Below are 18609 nucleotides of genomic sequence, written 5' to 3' on the forward strand. Positions count from 1 at the left end.
CCACCGACGGTTCCGCCCCTCGCGGGGTGTGCCGCGGCCGGTGAACGGCGTGGCACGGGCTGTCGACGGCCGGGGAAGACGCGCGTCACCTCTGGGTTGCTAAAGCGGGAAACTGGTGATGCGGAGTCCCGTGGTCGGCTACAAAGGTGAGGGTTGTCGGTGGAAACGGTGACACGGGTGAGGAAGACTATGCATTCCGGGCATATCGTGCGGTGGGCGGTTGTGGCCGGCGCCGTGCTGCTCACCGGCGCCTGCGCCCAGGCGACCGGGGTGGCGGGCGTCAGCGCCCAGTCGCCCTCCACGGCCCCGCCCACGGGCACGTCCACTGGCACGCCCACTGGCACCCCGGCGGTCACCGCCACCATCCCCTCGCCCGGCCCGTCCGGCCAGGAGGGCGAGCAGCAGGCCGAGCGGCCGCCCAAGGGGGACGACCCGGTCAAGGTGCCGCCGCCCAAGCTGTCGAAGTTCACCTACACGTTCCCGGTCAAGGGCTGCGGCACGACCTACCAGCGCAGCCTGCTGGTGCTGCCCAAGACGACGATCTGGGCCCCGCAGGGCTGCTCGTTCGTCGCGCCGGTGGACGGCGTGGTGGACGAGGTCAACGTCAAGAACCGGTGGGCGCCCTCCACCGACAAGGGCGCCGACCGCGAGGGCCGGTTCGTCACGATCATCGGCGACGACGGCGTGCGTTACCTCGGCGGCCACCTCGACTCCGTCGCCGAGGGGGTACGGCCCGGCGTGCGGGTGAAGGCCGGGCAGCTGCTCGGCCGGGTGGGCAGGTCGGGCAACGCCCGCGACGCCGGCTCCAACCTCTACTTCGCGATCTCCTGGAAGACCGGCCCGGCCTACTGGTGGGTGCGCCGGGGCATGGTCGAGCCGTGGGACTACCTGGACGCCTGGCGCTCCGGCAACCGCACGCTCTCCCCCCGCAAGGAGACGCTGGCGCTGCGCGGCAAACTCGGCGAGACGCCGCGGTGCGCGGTCCAGTGCACGTCGAAGAAGGTGCCGCAGGCCACCAAGCAGCCCAGGAAGCCGCGCAGGACCGCCCAGCCCAAGGACGACAACCCGATCACGGCGGACCCGTCGTCAACGCCTTTCGGTCAATGACGGCGCCCGACCTGATCAGCTCCTGGATCTCCGGCACGGCGTCCCGGGTGTTGACGCCCATGCCGGCGACCACCCGGCCCTCGCGCAGCCAGAAGGCGACGAACCGCAGGTCCTCCAGCGACCCTCGGCAGACGATCTCGTCGTGGCCGCCGGTGTCGCCGGTGAACTCCATGCTCAGGTCGTACTGGTCGGTGTAGAGGTAGGGGATGTCGTCGTGGACGACGTCCTGGCCGAGCATGGCGCGGGCGGCGGCCGGGCCGCCCTTGAGCGCGCCCGACCGGTGCTCGACGCGGACGTGCCGGCCGTACAGGGGGTGGAAGGGCTCGGCGGCGTCGCCGGCGGCGTAGACGTCGGGGTGCGAGGTGCGCAGGGAGGCGTCGGTGCGGATGCCGTGCCGGACCTCCAGGCCCGCGTCGCGGGCCAGTTCCACCTCGGGCGCGACGCCGATGCCGGCCACCACGAGGTCGGCCGTCAGCCGCTCCCCCGTGCTGAGCCGCACGCCGGTGCCGGTGACCTCGGCGACCGCGGTGCCGAAGCGCAGGTCCACGCCGTTGCGGGCGTGCAGGCGGGCGAACACCGCGCCCAGCTCGGGGCCGAGCGCCCGGTTGAGCGCGGTGGGCTCGGGCTCGACGACGGTGACCGGGCAGCCCGCCGCGCGGGCCGCCGCCGCGCTCTCCAGCCCGATCCAGGACGCCCCGACCACGATGACGCTGCCGCCCTCGGCGAAGCGCCGCCTGAGCGCCTCGCAGTCCTCGACGGTGCGCAGGTAGTAGGCCGGGCCGGGCAGGCGTCTCGGCGTCGCCCCGGTCGCGATCAGCAGCTTGTCGTAGGCCCGCCGCGACCCGTTGGCGAACCTGACGACGTGGTTGCGGGGCTCGATGCGGGTGACGGGCAGGCCGAGCCGCAGCTCCACGTCGTTGTCGGCGTACCAGCCGGGGGCGTGGACGTAGATCTTCTCCCGCTCGCCGCCGCCCCGCAGGTACTCCTTGGACAGGGGCGGCCGTTCGTACGGGCGTTCGCTCTCCGCGCCGGCGAGCACGACCTCGCCGGCGAAGCCCTCCTCGCGCAACGTCTGCGCGGCCTTGGCTCCCGCAAGGCCCGCGCCGACGATGACATATGTAGCCATGCGCGCAGTATCCGCCGACGAGGCAGGTCCGCAAAGCCGCTCGTGGGGGCGGTTTCACCGGCCCCGGCGGCCTGCCGTCACTTCGACAGGCGCCGGTGCCAGGCCACTGCCGAGGTGTCGGTGAGCGAGGCGATCTGGTCGATCACGACGCGCACCCGGGCGGCGTCGTCGGGGGCGTCCAGGAAGGCGGGGCGGAAGGCGGGTTCGAGGGTGGCGGGGGCGCCGAGGGTGATCAGCGAGGCCAGCTCGGTGATCAGCTCGCGCTGCCTGGCCTGGTTGGCGTGGTGGCCCTCGGTGGTCATCACGTAGTGGGCGGTGACGCCCTTGAGCAGGGCGCACTCCAGCAGCGTGGCGCGCGGCACGACGAGGTCGGCGCGGTGGCGGGCGCCGTGGACCTCCTTGGTGGCGGTCTGGGCCGAGCGGCAGAACCGGCCGATCAGGCCGCTGGTGAGCGCCTTGAGGCCGGCCAGGTCGGCGAGCGTGGCCTCGAAGCGGCGCGGCCACAGCGGGTCGGCGATCAGCTTGGCGAAGACCTCCTCCAGCTCGTTGAGGTCGGCGCCGGGCGCGTACCAGGCGCGGGTGACGCGGGCCACCGCGCCGCGCTCCACGGGCGACTGGAGCGCCTCGGGGGTGACGTGGCCGGAGTGGAGTGCGTCCTCCAGGTCGTGGACGGAGTAGGCGACGTCGTCGGCCCAGTCCATGATCTGGGCCTCGAAGCTCACGCGGCCTTCGGGGGCGCCGTCCCTGATCCACTCGAAGACCGGCAGGTCGTCGTGGTAGACGCCGAACTTGGGGGACTTCTCGCACGTCCAGGGGTATTTGACGGCGGCGTCGAGCGCGGCCCGGGTGAGGTTGAGACCGGCGCTGCGGCCGTCGTCGGTGAGGACCTTGGCCTCCAGCCTGGTGAGCAGGCGCAGGCTCTGGGCGTTGCCCTCGAAGCCGCCGCACGAGGTGGCCAGCGCGTTGAGCGCCACCTCGCCGTTGTGCCCGAACGGCGGATGGCCGAGGTCGTGGGCCAGGCAGGCGGTCTCGACCAGGTCGGGGTCGACGCCGAGCGTGGCGCCCATCTCCCTGCCGACCTGGGCGCATTCGAGGGAGTGGGTCAGCCGGGTGCGCGGGATGTGCTGGCCGCCGCCGAGCGTCTCGCCGGGGCCCACGACCTGGGTCTTGGCCGCCAGCCTGCGCAGCGCGGCGCTGTGCAGGACGCGGGCGCGGTCGCGTTCGAACGCACCGCGGCCGGGGTTGCCGGGTGGTTCCGGGACCCATCGTTCCTGGTCGTGCTCGTCGTAGTACGACATTGGTGCAGTGATTTTATCCAGTTTCCTGTCTCCGCTAGTGTCGAGCCTCGCGAGAACCCCTTCCCCGGGAGCCCTCCCCCATGACGACAGCGTTCCGAGCGGTGCTGGCCTTCAGTCTGCTCGCCGGCTTCTACGTGCTGGTCGGCGTCATCCTGGTGGCCGCCGTGTTCTTCGACGTCCTGCTGCTGGTGGACTTCCGCGTCGCGGCGCTGAAGGTCGCGATCGTGCTCACGCTGGCGGCGGGCGCGCTGGTGCGGGCGCTGTTCATGGTGGGCCGGAACCAGGGGGGCGAGCTGCCGGGCGTGCCGGTGGGGCGCGAGCACGAGCCCGCGCTCTGGCAGGCGGTGGAGGACCTGGCCCGGCGGGTGCGCACCGCGCCGCCCGACGAGATCCGGCTCGTCCCCGAGGTGAACGCGGCGGTGTCGGAGGACACCCGCTTCCTGGGGCTGCGCGCGACGCGGCGGCGCATGTTCATCGGGCTGCCGCTGCTCCAGACGCTCACCGTCGACGAGCTGCGCGCCGTGCTCGGGCACGAGCTGGGCCACTACAGCGGGGCGCACACGCGGCTGGGCGCGCCCGTCTACCGGGGGCGGGTCTCGCTGATCGCGACCGTGCAGGGGCTGGGCAACCATCCGATCATTCAACGGCTCTTCGCCTGGTACGCCAAGCTCTACCTGCGGGTTTCGCAGGCCGTGTCGCGCCGCCAGGAGCTGGAGGCCGACGCGTTCGCGGTGGCGATCGGCGGCCGCCAGGCCATGTCGGGCGCGCTCCGCAAGATCCACGACACCTCCCTGGGCTGGGACCTGTACGCCGGCGACTACCTGTCGCTGACCGGCGTGGGCGGCACCCGGCCTGCCTCGGTGTTCGGCGGCTTCCACGCGCTGATGAACGACCCCGGGCGGCAGGCCGAGATCGCCCGGCTGGGCGAGCGGCCCGAGGAGGTCTCGCCGTACGACTCCCATCCCAGCCTGGCCGATCGGCTGGCCGCCATCGCGGTGCTGCCGGAGCCGGAGCACGTCCCCGATCCGCGGCCGGCGCTGACGCTGCTGCGCGACCCCGACGTCGCGGCCGAGGCGGTCGAGCGGTCGATGTGGACGCCGGAGGCGCTGGCCGGGCTGCGCCCGGTGCCGTGGGACGAGCTGGTGGCCCAGGGCATGTACGCCGGCCGCAACGCCGAGGCCCTGCACGACCTGGCGGTGGCGGGACAGCGGGTGATGGGGGCGACGCGGCCCTACCTCGACGCGGCCTTCGAGGCGATCGCCAGGGGCCGCCAGGCCGAGCTGGCCGAACGGCTGCGCGAGCTGGGCTGGAAACCGTCGGAGACGCTGCTCGCCGGGGTGCTGGGGCAGGCGCTGGAGGCGGTGCTGATCCAGCTCGGCGAGGCCAGGTGGACGCTGTCCTGGTCGGGCCCCGCCCGGCTGCTGTACGACGACGGCGAGGAGGTGGCCCTGGCCGAGTACGCGGCCCGGGTCGCCGGTGATCCGGAGGCCGTGGCCGGGTTGCGGCAGTGGCTGGGCGACCACGGGATGCGGCACGACTACGTGCCGGCCGAGGAGCCTGTGCCGCGTTAGCCGGTCGCGGGCCGCCCGGCGTCCGGCCGGCGGACCATGAGGACGTCGACCTCGTCCGCGCCCTCGACGGTGAAGCCGTGCCGCTCGTAGAGCCGCTGGGCGGCGCTGCCCCGCAGGACGACCAGGCGCACGGTCGCGCGCTCGGCGTCGGCGCGGTCCAGCAGCGCCCGCAGGACGGCCGAGCCGAGCCCGCGTCCCTGGACGGCGGGGGCGAGGTAGAAGTGCTCCAGCCAGCGCCCGTCCTCGGCGGGGCGCAGGGTGACGCAGCCGGCGAAGGCGCCGCCGGCCAGGATGACGGAGGTGTGGCCGGGGGCGAAGCTGTCGCGGAAGCGCTGCCGTACCCGGTGCTCGTCGAAGCGGCCCAGCCGTTCCAGGTCGGGGCGCATCACCGTGGCCCGCAGCTCCGCGATCGCCTCCACCTCGTCCGGCCCGGCGGGCCGCAGCTCCCATTCCAGGAGATCTTTCATGGCGGAAAGTATCCCAAAAGCCGCTTTTCCCGCGATCTCCGGGGTTCATGGACAGGAAATCAACAGATCTTCAACCGGGCGCTCCTACGATCCGTCGCAAGGAGCGCTCCTCCAGGGAGCGCCGGCAGGGAGGGAACCCCCGTGAACTTAGGCGTCTCGGAGATCATCATCGGTTTCGTGCTCTTCTTCCTCCTGATCGGGATCGTGGTGTTCACCGCCGTGTCGCTGGCCAACCGGCGCCGCGGCTAGGGGCGGCCGGGGCCCGGGGCCCCGGCCGCCGCGCTCGTCAGCGGGTGTCGGAGTCGGTGTCGGTCAGGGCGGCGCGGCCGGCCTCCAGCCGGGCCACCGGGATGCGGAACGGGGAGCAGGAGACGTAGTCGAGGCCGACTTCGTGGCAGAAGTGCACCGAGTCGGGGTCGCCGCCGTGCTCGCCGCAGATGCCGACGTGCAGGTCGGGGCGGGCCGCGCGGCCCTCCTCGACGGCGATCCTGACCAGCCGTCCGACGCCGTCGCGGTCCAGGGTCTCGAACGGGCTGACGCCGAAGATGCCGAGCTCCAGATAGCGCGAGAAGAAGGCGGCCTCGACGTCGTCGCGGCTGAATCCCCAGGTCATCTGGGTCAGGTCGTTCGTGCCGAAGGAGAAGAACTCGGCCGCCTCGGCGATCTGGCCCGCCGTCAGTGCCGCCCTCGGCACCTCGATCATGGTGCCGATCAGCGCCTCGACGCCGTTCTCCGCGAGGATCCTGGTCGCCTCCTCGCGTACGGACTCCAGCTCCTGGACCGACGCCACCAGCGGGATCATGATCTCCGGCCGCGCGCCCGGGACCTCGGCCGCGGCCTGGGCGATCGCCCGCACCTGCATGGCGAACAGCCCGGGGATCACCAGGCCGAGACGCACGCCGCGCAGGCCCAGCATCGGGTTCTGCTCGTGCAGCCTCTTGACGGCGGCCAGCAGCCTGCGGTCCTTGTCGGTCACGTCGGGCGAGGTGGCGACCTTGACCGACAGGTCCACCAGGTCGGGCAGGAACTCGTGCAGCGGCGGGTCGATGAGCCGGATGGTGACCGGGTCGCCGCCCATGGCCTTGAAGATGCCGATGAAGTCGGCCTTCTGGAGGGGTTCGAGGGCGTCGAGCGCGGCCTGCCGCTCCTCGTCGCCGTCGGCCAGGACGAGGTCCTCGACGAGCTGGCGGCGCTCGCCGAGGAACATGTGCTCGGTGCGGCACAGGCCGATGCCCTGGGCGCCGAAGCGGCGGGCCCGCGCGGCGTCCTCGGGGGTGTCGGCGTTGGCGCGGACCCGGAGCCGGCGCACGGAGTCGGCGTGGCCCATGATCCGGTCCACGGCCCTGACCAGGTCGTCGTCCGGCTGCGCGCCCTCGAAGTACTCGACGACGGCCGAGTCCACGACCGGCACCTCGCCGAGGTAGACCTCGCCGGTGGTGCCGTCGATGGAGATCACGTCGCCTTCGGAGACGACCTCGCCGCCGGGCGCGGTGAACCTGCGCTCGCCGGTGGAGACCTCCAGTTCCTCGGCGCCGCACACGCACGTCTTGCCCATGCCGCGGGCGACCACGGCGGCGTGCGAGGTCTTGCCGCCGCGGCTGGTCAGGATGCCCTTGGCGGCGATCATGCCGGCCAGGTCGTCGGGGTTGGTCTCGCGGCGGACGAGGATGACGTCCTCGCCCTGCCCGGCCAGCTCGACGGCGCGCTCGGAGGAGAAGACGACCTTGCCGACGGCGGCGCCCGGCGAGGCGTTCATGCCCTTGGCGATCTTCTTCTTCTCGGCGCCGCCGTCGAAGCGGGGGAACATGAGCTGGGCGAGCTGGTCGCCGGTGACGCGGGTGACGGCCTCGTCGAGGGTGATCAGGCCCTGGTCGACGAGCTGGGTGGCGATGCAGAAGGCGGCCGCGGCGGTGCGCTTGCCGACCCGCGTCTGGAGCATCCACAACTTGCCGCGCTCGATCGTGAACTCGATGTCGCACAGGTCCTTGTAGTGGTTCTCCAGCGTCTCCATGATCTGCAGCAGCTCGTCGTAGGAGCGCTTGTCGAGGCGTTCGAGTTCCTGGAGGGGGATGGTGTTGCGGATGCCGGCGACGACGTCCTCGCCCTGGGCGTTCTGCAGGTAGTCGCCGTAGATGCCCTGCTGGCCGGAGCCGGGGTCGCGGGTGAAGGCGACGCCGGTGCCCGAGTCGTTGCCGACGTTGCCGAAGACCATGGCCACGATGTTGACGGCGGTGCCGAGGTCGGCCGGGATGCGCTCCTGGCGGCGGTAGAGGATGGCGCGCGGGGCGTTCCAGGAGTCGAAGACCGCCATGACGGCCAGCCGCATCTGCTCGCGGGGGTCGGCGGGGAAGTCCTTGCCGGTCTGCTCCCGGACGATGCCCTTGTAGGTCTCGACGAGACCCTGCAGCTCGCCCGCGTCGAGGTCGGTGTCCTGGCGGCGGCCCTTCAGCTCGTCGAGCGCGTGCTCGAACAGGTCGCCGTCGAGGCCGAGCACGGTCTTGCCGAACATCTGGATCAGCCGGCGGTAGGAGTCCCAGGCGAAGCGGTCGTTGCCGCCCGCCTGCTTGGCCAGGCCGTGCACCGACTCGTCGTTGAGGCCGATGTTGAGGACCGTCTCCATCATGCCCGGCATGGAGAACTTCGCGCCCGACCGTACGCTGACCAGGAGCGGGTCGTCGGCCTGTCCGAGCCGGCGGCCCATCTGGGCCTCCAGGGCGTCCAGGTGCTCGGCGACCTCGCGCTCCAGGCCGTCGGGAAGAGCGCCTTCCGTCAGGTAGTGACGGCAGGCTTCAGTGGTGATCGTGAATCCGGGGGGTACGGGCAGCCCGAGATTCGTCATCTCGGCGAGATTCGCGCCCTTTCCACCGAGAAGATCCTTGAGATTCCTGTTGCCCTCGGTGAAGTCGTAAACGTACTTGGCCACCACAGCTCCAATCCAACGCTTCTGCCCGGGACTCTACCGGCGAAATTGATGACGAAACTGCACTCCTCGGTTAAGTCAGTGTTTTTGCAGGTCAACCGCCCGTGACAGGTCTAATCCAATTATAGGACCGCTGCCCGATAAATTGGTTTATACCAATTGGTTTACACCAATTCTTGAGAAAGAGGAGCGAGAGGTGGGGAATCGGATCGGGTCCCGCCAGGAGAGGCCCATGGCCGCTGCCGCCATGCCAAAGCGTCGTGCAGGCTTCGTCGCGGGATCGGCCAAGCCCCCCGCGGACACGGTGATCTACCTGGACCTCCGGCCCCCGGCGGCCGGCCGGCGGCCGTCGTGATCGCTCAACGTGACCCAGCTCGGGTCGTTCCGCGATATGGACGTGATCGAGGCATGACACTCTGCTCGCATGCCCCGCACGACGTCCCGAGGTCTGATGGCCGCCTGCCTGGTCCTGGCGCTGTCCGCCTGCGGCTCGGGAACGCCCGAGCCTTCCGCGGGGTCGTCGGTGCCGGGCGCGGAACAGCGGCACGCGACCCAGCTGCGGCCGGGCGACTGCCTCGTGTCCATCCCCGACGACCTGATCGCGACGCTCGTGCCGTGCGGCAACCCGCACGCGGCCGAGTTCGGCATGATCTACGTCGTGCCGGAGGGGGCGTGGCCGGGCGCCGAGCGGGCCAGGCGGCAGGCCACGGACTTCTGCGCGCCGCGGCTGCGGATCGCGCCGGGCAGGCGGAGCGAGGTGGAGGTGACCGCGTTACCGCCGCTGGAGGAGGAGTGGCCGCGCCACCGCACCGCGTACTGCGTGGCGGTGGCCCGGGACGGGCAGCTCGTCGGGCGCGTGCTGGAGTAGGGCGACAGACCCTCAGTAGGGCGACAGGCCCGCGTCGGCGCGGGTCCCTGCGGCGCGGTCAGGCAGGGTGGGCGCGGTCAGGCAGGGCGGGCGGGGTCAGGTGGGGATGGGGTTGGTCTCGGGGGCCGGGCCCGGGGCGCCGTCGCGCGGCGGCAGCCACAACACGAACGTGGCCCCCTGCCCGAGGCTGGAGAACACCGCCACCCGTCCCCCGTGCGACTCCACGATCTGCCGGACGATGGCCAGGCCGAGGCCGGTGTGCCGGTCGCGCCGGCTGGCCTCGCCGCGCCAGAACCGGTCGAAGACCCGCTCCTGCTCCGCCACGCCGAGGCCGGGGCCGTCGTCCCTGACCGCGACCCACAACCAGCCGCCCGACCGGCCGGCCCCCACCCGGACGCTCCCGCCCGGCGGGGTCAGGCGCACCGCGTTGGACAGCAGGTTGGCCACGGCCCGGCGCAGCGCGTCCTGGTCGCCGGTCATCTCCAGGTTCGGGACCAGCCCGCGGGTGATCGTCAGGCCGCGGGCGGCGGCCGGAGCCGCGTACTCCTCGCACGCCTCCCGCGCCACCCTGCTCAGGTCGAGGTCGGTGTCGGCGAACGCGGTCGCCTGCCGCCGGGCGCTGGCCAGCAGGTCCTCCACGAGCCTGGTCATGCGGGTGGTCGCCCGGTCCACGATCTGCACGGCCCTGGCCCGCTCCGCCTCGCTGGCCTCGGGCGAGGCGAGCACGGCGTCCACGTTGGCCCGGATGATCGTCAGGGGGCTGCGCAGCTCGTGCGAGGCGTCGTCGATCAGCCGGCGCTGGGCGCTGAACGCCTCCTCGAGCCGGTCGAGCATGGTGTCGATGGTGTCGGCCAGGTCCTTCAGCTCGTCGCGCGAGCCGCCCAGCCGGATCCGCCGCGTCAGGTCGGTCGCCTGGATCTCCTCCGTCGTCCGGGTGATCGACCGCACCGGACGCAGTACCCGTCCCGACAACACCCAGCCGATGCCCAGGGACGCCAGGTAGAGCCCGGCCAGGGTGGCCAGCGAGTAGTCGCGCAGCGTGGCCAGCGTCCTGATGTTGACCTCGTTCTCGACCTCCTCGATGAAGACGACCTCCTGCTTGCCCACGTACTGGTTGCCGCGGTACGCCTTGGCGTACTCGGTCGAGTACGGGCGTTCCTCGGTGGTCTTGGAGACCGCGACGTAGATGCCGCCCAGCACCAGCGCGGCCAGCACGAACAGCAGCCCCGAGTAGAGCACGGTCAGCCGGAAGCGGATGGTGTGGATCACGCCGGCTCCCTGAGCCGGTAGCCGCGGCTGATCACCGTCTCGATGAGACCGTCCTCCTGGAGCTTGCGGCGCAGGTTGCCGACGGTGACCCGGACGGTGTTGGTGAACGGGTCGGCGTGCTCGTCCCAGACGTGTTCGAGCAGCTCCTCGGTGGAGACCACATGGCCGGGACGGGTCATCAGATAGTGCAGCACGCCGTACTCCTTGGGGGTCAGGGCCAGGGAGCGGCCGTCGAGGGAGACCTCCATCCGGGCGGTGTCGATGCGCAGCCCGCCCACCTGGAGGACGGCGGTGCCGCCGGTGTCCCTGCGCAGCAGCGCCCGCACCCTGGCCAGCAGCTCGGGGAAGGCGAACGGCTTGACCAGGTAGTCGTCGGCGCCCTCGTCGAGGCCGCGCACCCGGTCGTCGAGGCGGTCGCGGGCGGTGACCATGATGATCCGCACCCCGCGGCCGGCGGCCCGTACCGAGCGGCAGAGCTCGAAGCCGTCGCCGCCGGGCAGGTTCAGGTCGAGCAGGACCAGGTCATAGGTGTTGACCTCCAGCTTCTCGTGCGCCGACGGCGCGTCGTAGGCCACGTCCACCGCGTAGCCCGCCCGGACCAGACCCACCCGTAACGCGTCGACCAGGTCTTCCTCGTCCTCGACCACCAGCAGTCGCATGATCTTGACCATAGTTCCGGATGAGGGGGCACGCCATGGGTCCGGAGCGGCGTTCCCGGATTCAGCACCACCTCACCAAACGCCAGCGAAAGACCACATAACTATCGCCTTTACACGATTTTTCGGTGCTCACCGTTAGATCTTTCGACCATGACGCCCTTCCAGCGATATTTGGCAGAAGAAGTGGCACTCGACCACGTAGAGGGCCTGATCTCGCGGCGGGAGGCCCTGCGCCGCCTGGGCCTCCTCGGGCTCACCCTCCCCGCCGCCACTGCCCTCCTCGCCGCCTGCGGCGCCACCCCTGACACCGACCCGGGCGCCGCCCCGGGCTCCGACCCCGACACCGACGCGGCGAGCACGCCGCCTGCCGCCGCGCCGTCCGGCACGGCCTCCCCCGCGGGCCCGGCCCCGCTGCCCACGCAGGAGATCACGTTCCCCGGCCCGGACGGGACCACCCTGCGGGCCGCCTGGGCCGCCGCCGCCGTCCCCAAGGGCGCGGTGCTGGTCATGCACGAGAACCGCGGGCTGACCGACCACATCCGCTCGGTCACCGGCCGGCTGGCCGCGAGCGGCTACTCGGCCCTGGCGCCCGACCTGCTCTCCCGGGACGGCGGCACGGCCGCGTTCGCCGACCCCGCGCAGGTCACGGCGAGGCTGGGCGAGATCCCTCAGGAGCGGTTCGTGGCCGACATGAAGGCGGCGGTCGGCGAGCTGGAGCGGCGGGCCGAGGGGGCCGGGCTGGGCATGATCGGGTTCTGCTTCGGCGGCGGGATGACGTGGCTGCTGCTGGCGTCCGGGGAGACCCGGCTGGCCGCCGCCGCGCCCTTCTACGGCCCGCTGCCCGACGACGCCGACCTGACCGGCACCAAGGCGTCCGTGCTGGCGATCTACGCCGAGCAGGACGACCGCGTCAACGCCACCAGGGACGCGGCCGAGGCGGCGCTGACGCAGGCCGGGCTCACCCACGAGCTGGTGACCGTCCCCGGCGTCGGCCACGCCTTCTTCAACGACACGGGCGCCCGCTACGACGAGCGGGCCGCCTCGCAGGCCTACGACTACGTGCTGACCTGGTTCGGCCGCCACCTGTCCTGACCGACCCGGCCTGTCCTGCGGCCTGGCTGGAGAACGCGAGCGCCGCCCGCGGCGGAGAGCCGGGGCGGCGCCGGTGTGGTGGTGCCGGGGGTCAGTCGTTGAGGCGCTGGCGCAGGTAGGAGTCGACCTGGTCGATGGCGATGCGCTCCTGGGCCATGCTGTCGCGCTCGCGGATCGTCACCGCGTGGTCTTCGAGGGTGTCGAAGTCGACGGTGATGCAGAACGGGGTGCCGATCTCGTCCTGGCGGCGGTAGCGGCGGCCGATCGCGCCCGCGTCGTCGAACTCGACGTTCCACCGCCTGCGCAGCTGCGCGGCCAGGTCGCGGGCCTTCGGCGACAGGTCGGCGTTGCGCGACAGCGGCAGCACCGCGGCCTTGACCGGCGCGAGCCGGTGGTCGAGCCGCAGCACCGTGCGCTTTTCCATGACGCCCTTGGCGTTGGGCGCCTCGTCCTCGGTGTAGGCGTCGAGCAGGAAGGTCAGCGTGGCCCGGTCGACGCCGGCGGCCGGCTCGATGACGTAGGGGACGTAACGCTCACCGGTGTCCTGCTCGAAGAAGCTCAGGTCGACGCCCGAGGCCTTGGAGTGGGCGGTGAGGTCGAAGTCGGTGCGGTTGGCGATGCCTTCGAGCTCGCCCCACTCCGAGCCCTGGAAGTTGAAGCGGTACTCGACGTCGACGGTGCGCTTGGAGTAGTGGGACAGCTTCTCCTGCGGGTGCTCGTAGAGGCGCAGGTTGTCCTTGTTGATGCCCAGGTCGGAGTACCAGCGGAACCGCTCGTCGATCCAGTACTGGTGCCACTCCTCGTCGGTGCCGGGCTTGACGAAGAACTCCATCTCCATCTGCTCGAACTCGCGGGTGCGGAAGATGAAGTTGCCCGGGGTGATCTCGTTGCGGAAGGACTTGCCGACCTGGCCGATGCCGAACGGGACCTTCTTGCGCGCCGACTGCTGCACGTTGAGGTAGTTGATGAAGATGCCCTGGGCGGTCTCCGGGCGCAGGTAGGCCAGGCCCGACTCGTCCTCCACCGGGCCGAGGAAGGTCTTGAGCAGGCCGCTGAACTGCCGGGGCTCGGTGAAGGTGCCCTTGTTGCCGCAGTTGGGGCAGGTGATGTCGGCCAGGCCGTTCTCGGGCTCCTTGCCGTTCTTCTCCTCGTAGGCCTCGACGAGGTGGTCGGCGCGGAAGCGCTTGTGGCACGACTGGCACTCGGTCAGCGGGTCGGTGAAGGTCTCGACGTGGCCGCTGGCCCGCCAGACCTCGGGGGCCAGGATGACGCAGGAGTCGAGGCCCACCACGTCGTCGCGCGACTGGACCATCGACAGCCACCACTGCCGCTTGACGTTGTTCTTCAGCTCGACACCCAGAGGACCGTAGTCCCACGACGCGCGAAGTCCGCCGTAGATCTCGCTCGACGGGTAAACGAGCCCGCGGCGCTTGGCGAGGCTGACGATGGTGTCCATGACGTCGGTGCGTCGTGCCATTTTGGTTGCGTCTCTTTCCGGCTGGAGGTCGGCGAGTGAATTCGGTGAGATCCCAGCTTAGGGGACGCCCACCCGGTCCCGCGCGCGAGTGATGCTACGCGCCCTCTTGCGTGTACACGTCCTCGAACGCGCTGGGTTCGTTGACCATGAGGATCATCAACGGGTACATGACCATCCTGGAGGCCGACAGCGCCCTGCGGTAGAACCCGGCGCCCTCCCATTCGCTGACCAGCGCCCACAGGTTGGGCTCGTCGACCGAACGGGCCAGCCGCCCGCGGTGGAAACCCGGCTGGGCGGCGAAGGTGTCGAGGATGGCGTGGCCCTGCTTGAGGAAGTCCTGGGACTGGGACTCTGGCACGGTGTATCGGATCACGGCGAGCACCAGCCCAGCCTAGAGGTGCGCACCCTGCTGTCACGCGAACTCCCATAGGCTCTCGACGTGGCCTCCAAAAACAAGCGCCCGCTGCCCCAGGGCGAGCAGTTCTTCACGCCGGGCGCGGGCGGCGCGCGCAGGGCCGTCGAGCGGCGCAGCGCGGTCCCGATGACGTTTCTGTTCACGCAGGTGCCCAGGTGGGTGGCCCCCGCCGTGCTGGTGATCCTGCTGCTGGCCGCCTTCGCGCTGGCCAACTGGCTGGGCGGCGTGGCGGCGCTGGTGGTGCTGGCGTTCGTCGGGTGGCTGGCGTACCTGTCGTGGCCGTCGCTGGGCGTCGGCGGGCGGCTGCTGCGGGTCGTGATGCTGGTCTTCCTGGCGCTCCTGGCCGCTGACCGGTTTGGGGCGTTCTAGGCCGGCCCGCCGGAGATTTTGACAATCATTTTCATTTTCTCCATACTTGAGGGCGTGATGTCCCGTACGCCCCCAATGCGCGCCGTAACCTTCCTCGCCGGAGCAGCCCTGCTGGCCACGTCCGCCTGTGGCGCCGGGGCCGCGGAGAGCACCGAGACCGCCGCGGGCGGCAGGCCCGCGGTGATCGCCGCCTTCTACCCGCTCCAGTGGCTCACGGAGCAGGTGGCCGGGCCCGACGCCGACGTGACCGTCCTGACCGCGCCCGGCGTCGAGCCGCACGACCTGGAGCTGGGCATCCAGCAGATGACCAAGCTCCAGGACGCCGCGCTCACGGTCTACGTCAAGGGCGTGCAGCCGGCCGTCGACGACGCCGTCTCCGCCGACACCGCCTTCGACGCCGCCGCCGTCGTCACCACGATCCCGGCGGACGGGCACGCCGGCGAGGAGGATCACGCCGAGGAGCACGGCGTCTCCTACGACCCGCACATCTGGCTCGACCCGTCCCGGCTGGCCACGGTCGCCGGGAAGTTGGGCGAGCGCCTGGCCGCCGCCGACCCCGCCCACGCGCAGGCCTACAAGGACCGCGCCGCCACGGCGGCGGGCGTGCTGGGCGGCCTCGACCAGGAGTTCGCCAAGGGCCTGGCCGGCTGCGCCGGCAAGACGCTGGTCACCGCGCACGAGGCGTTCGGCTACCTGGCCGACCGCTACAAGCTCAAGCAGGTGGGCATCACGCTCGACCCCGAGACCGAGCCGTCGCCCAAGCGCCTGTCGGAGGTGGCCGCGCTGGCCAGGGCCGAGGGCGCCACCACGATCTTCACCGAGTCCCTGGTGAGCCCGAAGGTGGCCGAGGTGCTGGCCGGCGAGGTCGGCGCGAAGACGGCCGTGCTCGACCCGCTGGAGAGCAAGCCCGCCGGCGACTACCTGACGGCCATGCGCGACAACCTCAAGACCCTGCGGACGGCCCTGGGGTGTGCGGCATGAGCGAGACGGCGTTCGCGATGACCGGCGGCCGGGTCAGCTTCGACGGCCGGCAGATCCTGCGCGGCGTCGACCTGACCGTCTGCCCCGGCGAGGTCGTGGCCCTCCTGGGGGCCAACGGCTCGGGCAAGTCCACCCTGGTCCGCGCCCTGCTCGGCCTCACCCCGCTGTCCGGCGGCCAGACCCTCCTGTACGGCTCCCCGCCCGCCCGGTTCCGCGACTGGTGGCGCATCGGCTACGTGCCCCAGCGCCTCCAGGTCGGCGGCGGCGTGCCCGCCACCGTCCGCGAGGTCGTGGCCTCGGGCCGCGTCGCCAGGCAGAGCCGGCTGCGCAGGACCAGCGCGGCCGACCGGGCGGCGGTCGCGCACGCCCTCGACGCGGTCGACCTGACCGGCCGGGCCGGCGACCCCGTGCAGTCGCTCTCGGGCGGCCAGCAGCAGCGCGTGCTCATCGCCCGCGCCCTGGCCGGGGAGCCCGACACGTACGTGATGGACGAGCCCACGGCGGGCGTCGACGCCGAGACCCAGCAGCTCCTGGCCGACACGCTGAGCGGCCTGGTCCGCGACGGCAAGACGATCGTCCTGGTCGCCCACGAGCTGGGCCCGCTGGAGCCGCTGATCACCCGCGGCGTCGTGGTCCGCGAGGGCCGCGTCGCGCACGACGGCGAGCCGCCGCGGCCCGAGGGCGAGTGCGCCAGGCCGGGACACGAGCACCAGCATCCGCACGCCGAGGAGCCGGCCGCCGGCCCGCTGACCGGCTGGCAGGGAGAACCGCGATGATCGACCTTCTGCAGGAGAACCTCTTCCAGCTCGCGCTGATCGCCGCGCTGCTGGTGGGGCTGTGCGCGCCCGCGGTGGGCACGTTCATCGTGCAGCGCAGGCTGTCGCTGCTCGGCGACGGCATCGGGCACGTCGCCCTGACCGGCGTGGCGCTGGGCTTCCTGACCGGCACGGCGCCGGTGCTGACGGCCGTGGTCGTCTCGGTGCTGGGCGCGGTGGCGATCGAGCTGGTCAGGGCCCGGGGCCGGACCAGCGGCGACGTCGCGCTCGCCCTGCTGTTCTACGGCGGCATCGCGGGCGGCGTCATGCTCATGGGCATCGCCCCCGGCGGCAGCAACGCCAAGCTGAACTCCTACCTGTTCGGCGCCATCGCCAGCGTCACGCGGGAGGACATCTGGATCATCGGCGCGCTGGCCGTGGCGGTGATCGGCGTGGTCGTCGTCTTCGGCAGGGAGCTGTTCGTGCTGTGCCAGGACGAGGAGATGGCCAAGGCCAGCGGCCTGCCGGTGCGCTTCCTCAGCCTGCTGATCGCGGTCACCGCCGCGCTCACCGTGGTCATCGCCATGCGCGTGGTCGGCCTGCTGCTGGTCAGCGCCCTGATGGTGATCCCGGTGGCCACGAGCCAGCAGCTCACCAGGGGCTTTCGGGCCACGATGGGCCTGGCGATGCTGTTCGGCGTGCTCGCCTCGGTGGGCGGTCTGCTGGCCTCGACGATGTCGTCGCGGGTGCCTCCGGGCGCGGCGATCGTGCTTCTCGCCCTCGCCGGCTTCGTCCTGGCCCTGGCTGTCGGTAAATTCGTACGGCGAGGCCGTATCCAGGAGTCCCCAGTGAGCCGGCGACCACATGTCCGTGTCGAGGAGGTCGCATGACGACGAGGCGCGATGCCGTGCACGACACCCTTCGCCGCAGCGAGGGGTTCCGCAGCGCCCAGGACGTCTATGCAGAGATGCGCCTGCACGGCGCCAAGATCGGGTTGACCACCGTCTACCGGGCGTTGCAGGCGCTGGCCGACTGCGGCCAGGTCGACGTGCTGCGCACCGACGAGGGCGAGTCGGTCTACCGGGCGTGCGCCAGCGACGACCATCACCACCACCTGGTCTGCCGCCGCTGCGGGCACACGGTCGAGGTGGCCGGCCCGGCCGTCGAGCGCTGGGCCGAGGCGGTCGGCAGCGACCACGGCTTCACCGAGATCACTCACACGGTCGAGGTCTTCGGCACCTGCTCGTCCTGCTCGGCGCCGGCCCGCGTGGGCTGAGGGCCGCCTGCTCGTCCTGCTCGGCGCCGGCCCGCGTGGGCTGAGGGCCGCGGGAGCCGTACAGCACGCCGAGCACGACGGCGGCGCACCCGGCGAGTTGCAGCGCGGAGGGCCGCTCCCCCAGCGTGAGCGTGGAGATGGCGACCGTGGTCATCGGCTGCACGAGCAGCAGCAGCGCCGTGAGCGCCGCGGGCTGCCTGGGCAGCGAGTACGTGATCAGCAGCCATCCGGCCACCTGCGGCCCCAGCGCGAGCAGCAGCAGCCATCCGTGCGCCGGCCATTCCGGGGCCAGGTCGGCCCCGCCGAACAGCGGGCTGAGCGCCGCGATCAGCACGGTGGCCACGACGGTCGCGTGCGCCAGCGGCCCCGCCGTGCGCCCCGGCCCGGCCTTCATGAGCAGCAGGTAGGCCGCGTACACGACCGAGGTCGCCAGCCCGGTGACGGCGCCCATGACGGGATCGAGCCCGTAGGCCGCGCCGTCGAACACCCCGGAGATCAGCACGACCCCGCCGAAGACGATCGGCGTGCTCGCCATGAGCCGGTTGGCGGGGCGCTCGCGGAAGAGGCCCCAGGCGGCGAAGGCCACGATGAACACCTGCAGGTTGCCCAGCACGGTCGCCAGGCCCGCGCCGACCAGCTTGATCGACTGGTGCCAGAACAGCAGGTCGAGCGAGAACAGCACGCCCGCCGCCCAGGCCGGCAGCGCGTTCCGCCAGGGCAGGGGCCCCAGCTTCCGCCGTTCGAGCCAGGCGAGCAGCACCATGGGCGGCGCCGCGTACGCGCAGCGGAACAACGCCGACGTCGCGGGCGACGCCCCGGACAGCCGCACCAGGGGCGCGGAGGTGGAGATGATCAGTGCTCCGGCGATCGCGATCAGGACGATACGCCGATATGCACTCACGGAAACCCCCGGAGCCCCATGGGAGAGATACGCTGCGACCACGCTAGAACCGGCCCCG

18 protein-coding genes are annotated in these 18609 nt (G+C 71.9%); 9 read left to right on the forward strand and 9 right to left on the reverse strand.

Features of this window, described 5'->3' with window-relative positions; all coding sequences use genetic code 11:
* The first annotated feature begins 189 nt into the window (after positions 1 to 189).
* The gene (locus tag ACFYYW_RS14655; protein WP_352318917.1) at positions 190 to 1107 is read left to right on the forward strand and encodes a M23 family metallopeptidase; all 918 of its coding nucleotides are present in this window, start codon (positions 190 to 192) and stop codon (positions 1105 to 1107) included.
* On the opposite strand, the gene ACFYYW_RS14660 is transcribed toward ACFYYW_RS14655, so the two are convergent.
* Together ACFYYW_RS14660 and ACFYYW_RS14665 are read right to left on the reverse strand one after the other, a co-directional pair.
* Positions 1070 to 2233, reverse strand: coding sequence for an NAD(P)/FAD-dependent oxidoreductase (locus ACFYYW_RS14660; RefSeq protein ID WP_387648703.1), 1164 nt, complete (start codon positions 2231 to 2233; stop codon positions 1070 to 1072). The two genes, ACFYYW_RS14655 and ACFYYW_RS14660, sit on opposite strands and share 38 nt — an antisense overlap.
* Positions 2234 to 2310: 77 nt before the next feature.
* The gene (locus tag ACFYYW_RS14665; RefSeq protein WP_364415632.1) at positions 2311 to 3531 is read right to left on the reverse strand and encodes a deoxyguanosinetriphosphate triphosphohydrolase; all 1221 of its coding nucleotides are present in this window, start codon (positions 3529 to 3531) and stop codon (positions 2311 to 2313) included.
* A gap of 80 nt (positions 3532 to 3611) precedes the next feature.
* On the opposite strand from ACFYYW_RS14665, the gene ACFYYW_RS14670 reads away from it, so the two are divergent.
* Complete coding sequence (locus ACFYYW_RS14670; RefSeq protein ID WP_352318923.1) at positions 3612 to 5102, forward strand: M48 family metallopeptidase; 1491 nt, start codon at positions 3612 to 3614, stop codon at positions 5100 to 5102.
* On the opposite strand, the gene ACFYYW_RS14675 is transcribed toward ACFYYW_RS14670, so the two are convergent.
* Positions 5099 to 5569 carry a GNAT family N-acetyltransferase gene (locus ACFYYW_RS14675; protein ID WP_387648707.1) on the reverse strand — a complete coding sequence of 157 codons (471 nt, stop codon included), beginning with the start codon at positions 5567 to 5569 and terminating at the stop codon, positions 5099 to 5101. The two genes, ACFYYW_RS14670 and ACFYYW_RS14675, sit on opposite strands and share 4 nt — an antisense overlap.
* Before the next feature lie 286 nt (positions 5570 to 5855).
* Entirely contained in the window at positions 5856 to 8492 is a 2637-nt protein-coding gene (gene ppdK / locus ACFYYW_RS14680) for a pyruvate, phosphate dikinase (RefSeq protein ID WP_364415635.1), read from the reverse strand.
* 421 nt (positions 8493 to 8913) lie between these two features.
* On the opposite strand from ppdK, the gene ACFYYW_RS14685 reads away from it, so the two are divergent.
* A complete protein-coding gene (locus ACFYYW_RS14685; RefSeq protein WP_352331184.1) occupies positions 8914 to 9357 on the forward strand; it encodes a hypothetical protein in 444 nt (147 codons plus the stop codon).
* Positions 9358 to 9453: 96 nt separating this feature from the next.
* Here ACFYYW_RS14685 and ACFYYW_RS14690 read toward each other — a convergent pair whose 3' ends face one another.
* Both ACFYYW_RS14690 and ACFYYW_RS14695 read right to left on the reverse strand, forming a co-directional pair.
* Positions 9454 to 10626: an ATP-binding protein gene (locus ACFYYW_RS14690; protein WP_387648712.1), complete on the reverse strand. Its 1173-nt coding sequence runs from the start codon at positions 10624 to 10626 to the stop codon at positions 9454 to 9456.
* Positions 10623 to 11285, reverse strand: coding sequence for a response regulator transcription factor (locus ACFYYW_RS14695; RefSeq protein WP_352323395.1), 663 nt, complete (start codon positions 11283 to 11285; stop codon positions 10623 to 10625). Before ACFYYW_RS14695 ends, ACFYYW_RS14690 begins: the two co-directional genes overlap by 4 nt.
* 150 nt (positions 11286 to 11435) lie before the next feature.
* Here ACFYYW_RS14695 and ACFYYW_RS14700 point away from each other — a divergent pair, with 150 nt between their 5' ends.
* On the forward strand, positions 11436 to 12377 hold the full coding sequence (locus tag ACFYYW_RS14700; RefSeq protein ID WP_387648716.1) for a dienelactone hydrolase family protein: 942 nt from the start codon (positions 11436 to 11438) through the stop codon (positions 12375 to 12377).
* Between the two features lie 91 nt (positions 12378 to 12468).
* Here ACFYYW_RS14700 and ACFYYW_RS14705 read toward each other — a convergent pair whose 3' ends face one another.
* Both ACFYYW_RS14705 and ACFYYW_RS14710 read right to left on the reverse strand, forming a co-directional pair.
* The gene (locus tag ACFYYW_RS14705) at positions 12469 to 13854 is read right to left on the reverse strand and encodes a glycine--tRNA ligase (protein ID WP_387648719.1); all 1386 of its coding nucleotides are present in this window, start codon (positions 13852 to 13854) and stop codon (positions 12469 to 12471) included.
* A 94-nt stretch (positions 13855 to 13948) separates the two neighbouring features.
* Positions 13949 to 14236, reverse strand: a complete 288-nt coding sequence (locus ACFYYW_RS14710; RefSeq protein WP_352323398.1) for an antibiotic biosynthesis monooxygenase — start codon at positions 14234 to 14236, stop codon at positions 13949 to 13951.
* A 57-nt stretch (positions 14237 to 14293) separates the two neighbouring features.
* Between ACFYYW_RS14710 and ACFYYW_RS14715 the strand changes: the two genes are divergently transcribed.
* From ACFYYW_RS14715 to ACFYYW_RS14735, 5 genes are all read left to right on the forward strand, one after another.
* A complete protein-coding gene (locus tag ACFYYW_RS14715; protein WP_387648723.1) occupies positions 14294 to 14638 on the forward strand; it encodes a DUF6703 family protein in 345 nt (114 codons plus the stop codon).
* 75 nt (positions 14639 to 14713) lie between these two features.
* Positions 14714 to 15619, forward strand: coding sequence for a metal ABC transporter substrate-binding protein (locus tag ACFYYW_RS14720; protein ID WP_387648725.1), 906 nt, complete (start codon positions 14714 to 14716; stop codon positions 15617 to 15619).
* Entirely contained in the window at positions 15616 to 16395 is a 780-nt protein-coding gene (locus ACFYYW_RS14725) for a metal ABC transporter ATP-binding protein (protein ID WP_352323401.1), read from the forward strand. Before ACFYYW_RS14720 ends, ACFYYW_RS14725 begins: the two co-directional genes overlap by 4 nt.
* Positions 16392 to 17264, forward strand: a complete 873-nt coding sequence (locus ACFYYW_RS14730) for a metal ABC transporter permease (RefSeq protein ID WP_352323402.1) — start codon at positions 16392 to 16394, stop codon at positions 17262 to 17264. The genes ACFYYW_RS14725 and ACFYYW_RS14730 overlap by 4 nt, the downstream gene beginning before the upstream one ends.
* Complete coding sequence (locus tag ACFYYW_RS14735; protein WP_352323403.1) at positions 17261 to 17650, forward strand: transcriptional repressor; 390 nt, start codon at positions 17261 to 17263, stop codon at positions 17648 to 17650. The genes ACFYYW_RS14730 and ACFYYW_RS14735 overlap by 4 nt, the downstream gene beginning before the upstream one ends.
* Here the strand turns inward: ACFYYW_RS14735 and ACFYYW_RS14740 are convergent.
* Positions 17586 to 18551, reverse strand: a complete 966-nt coding sequence (locus tag ACFYYW_RS14740; RefSeq protein WP_387648730.1) for a DMT family transporter — start codon at positions 18549 to 18551, stop codon at positions 17586 to 17588. The genes ACFYYW_RS14735 and ACFYYW_RS14740 overlap by 65 nt on opposite strands.
* Positions 18552 to 18609: the final 58 nt, after the last annotated feature.

Source organism: Nonomuraea sp. NPDC001831 (assembly GCF_042892035.1).
In the GTDB taxonomy this organism is placed as follows: Bacteria; Actinomycetota; Actinomycetes; order Streptosporangiales; family Streptosporangiaceae; genus Nonomuraea.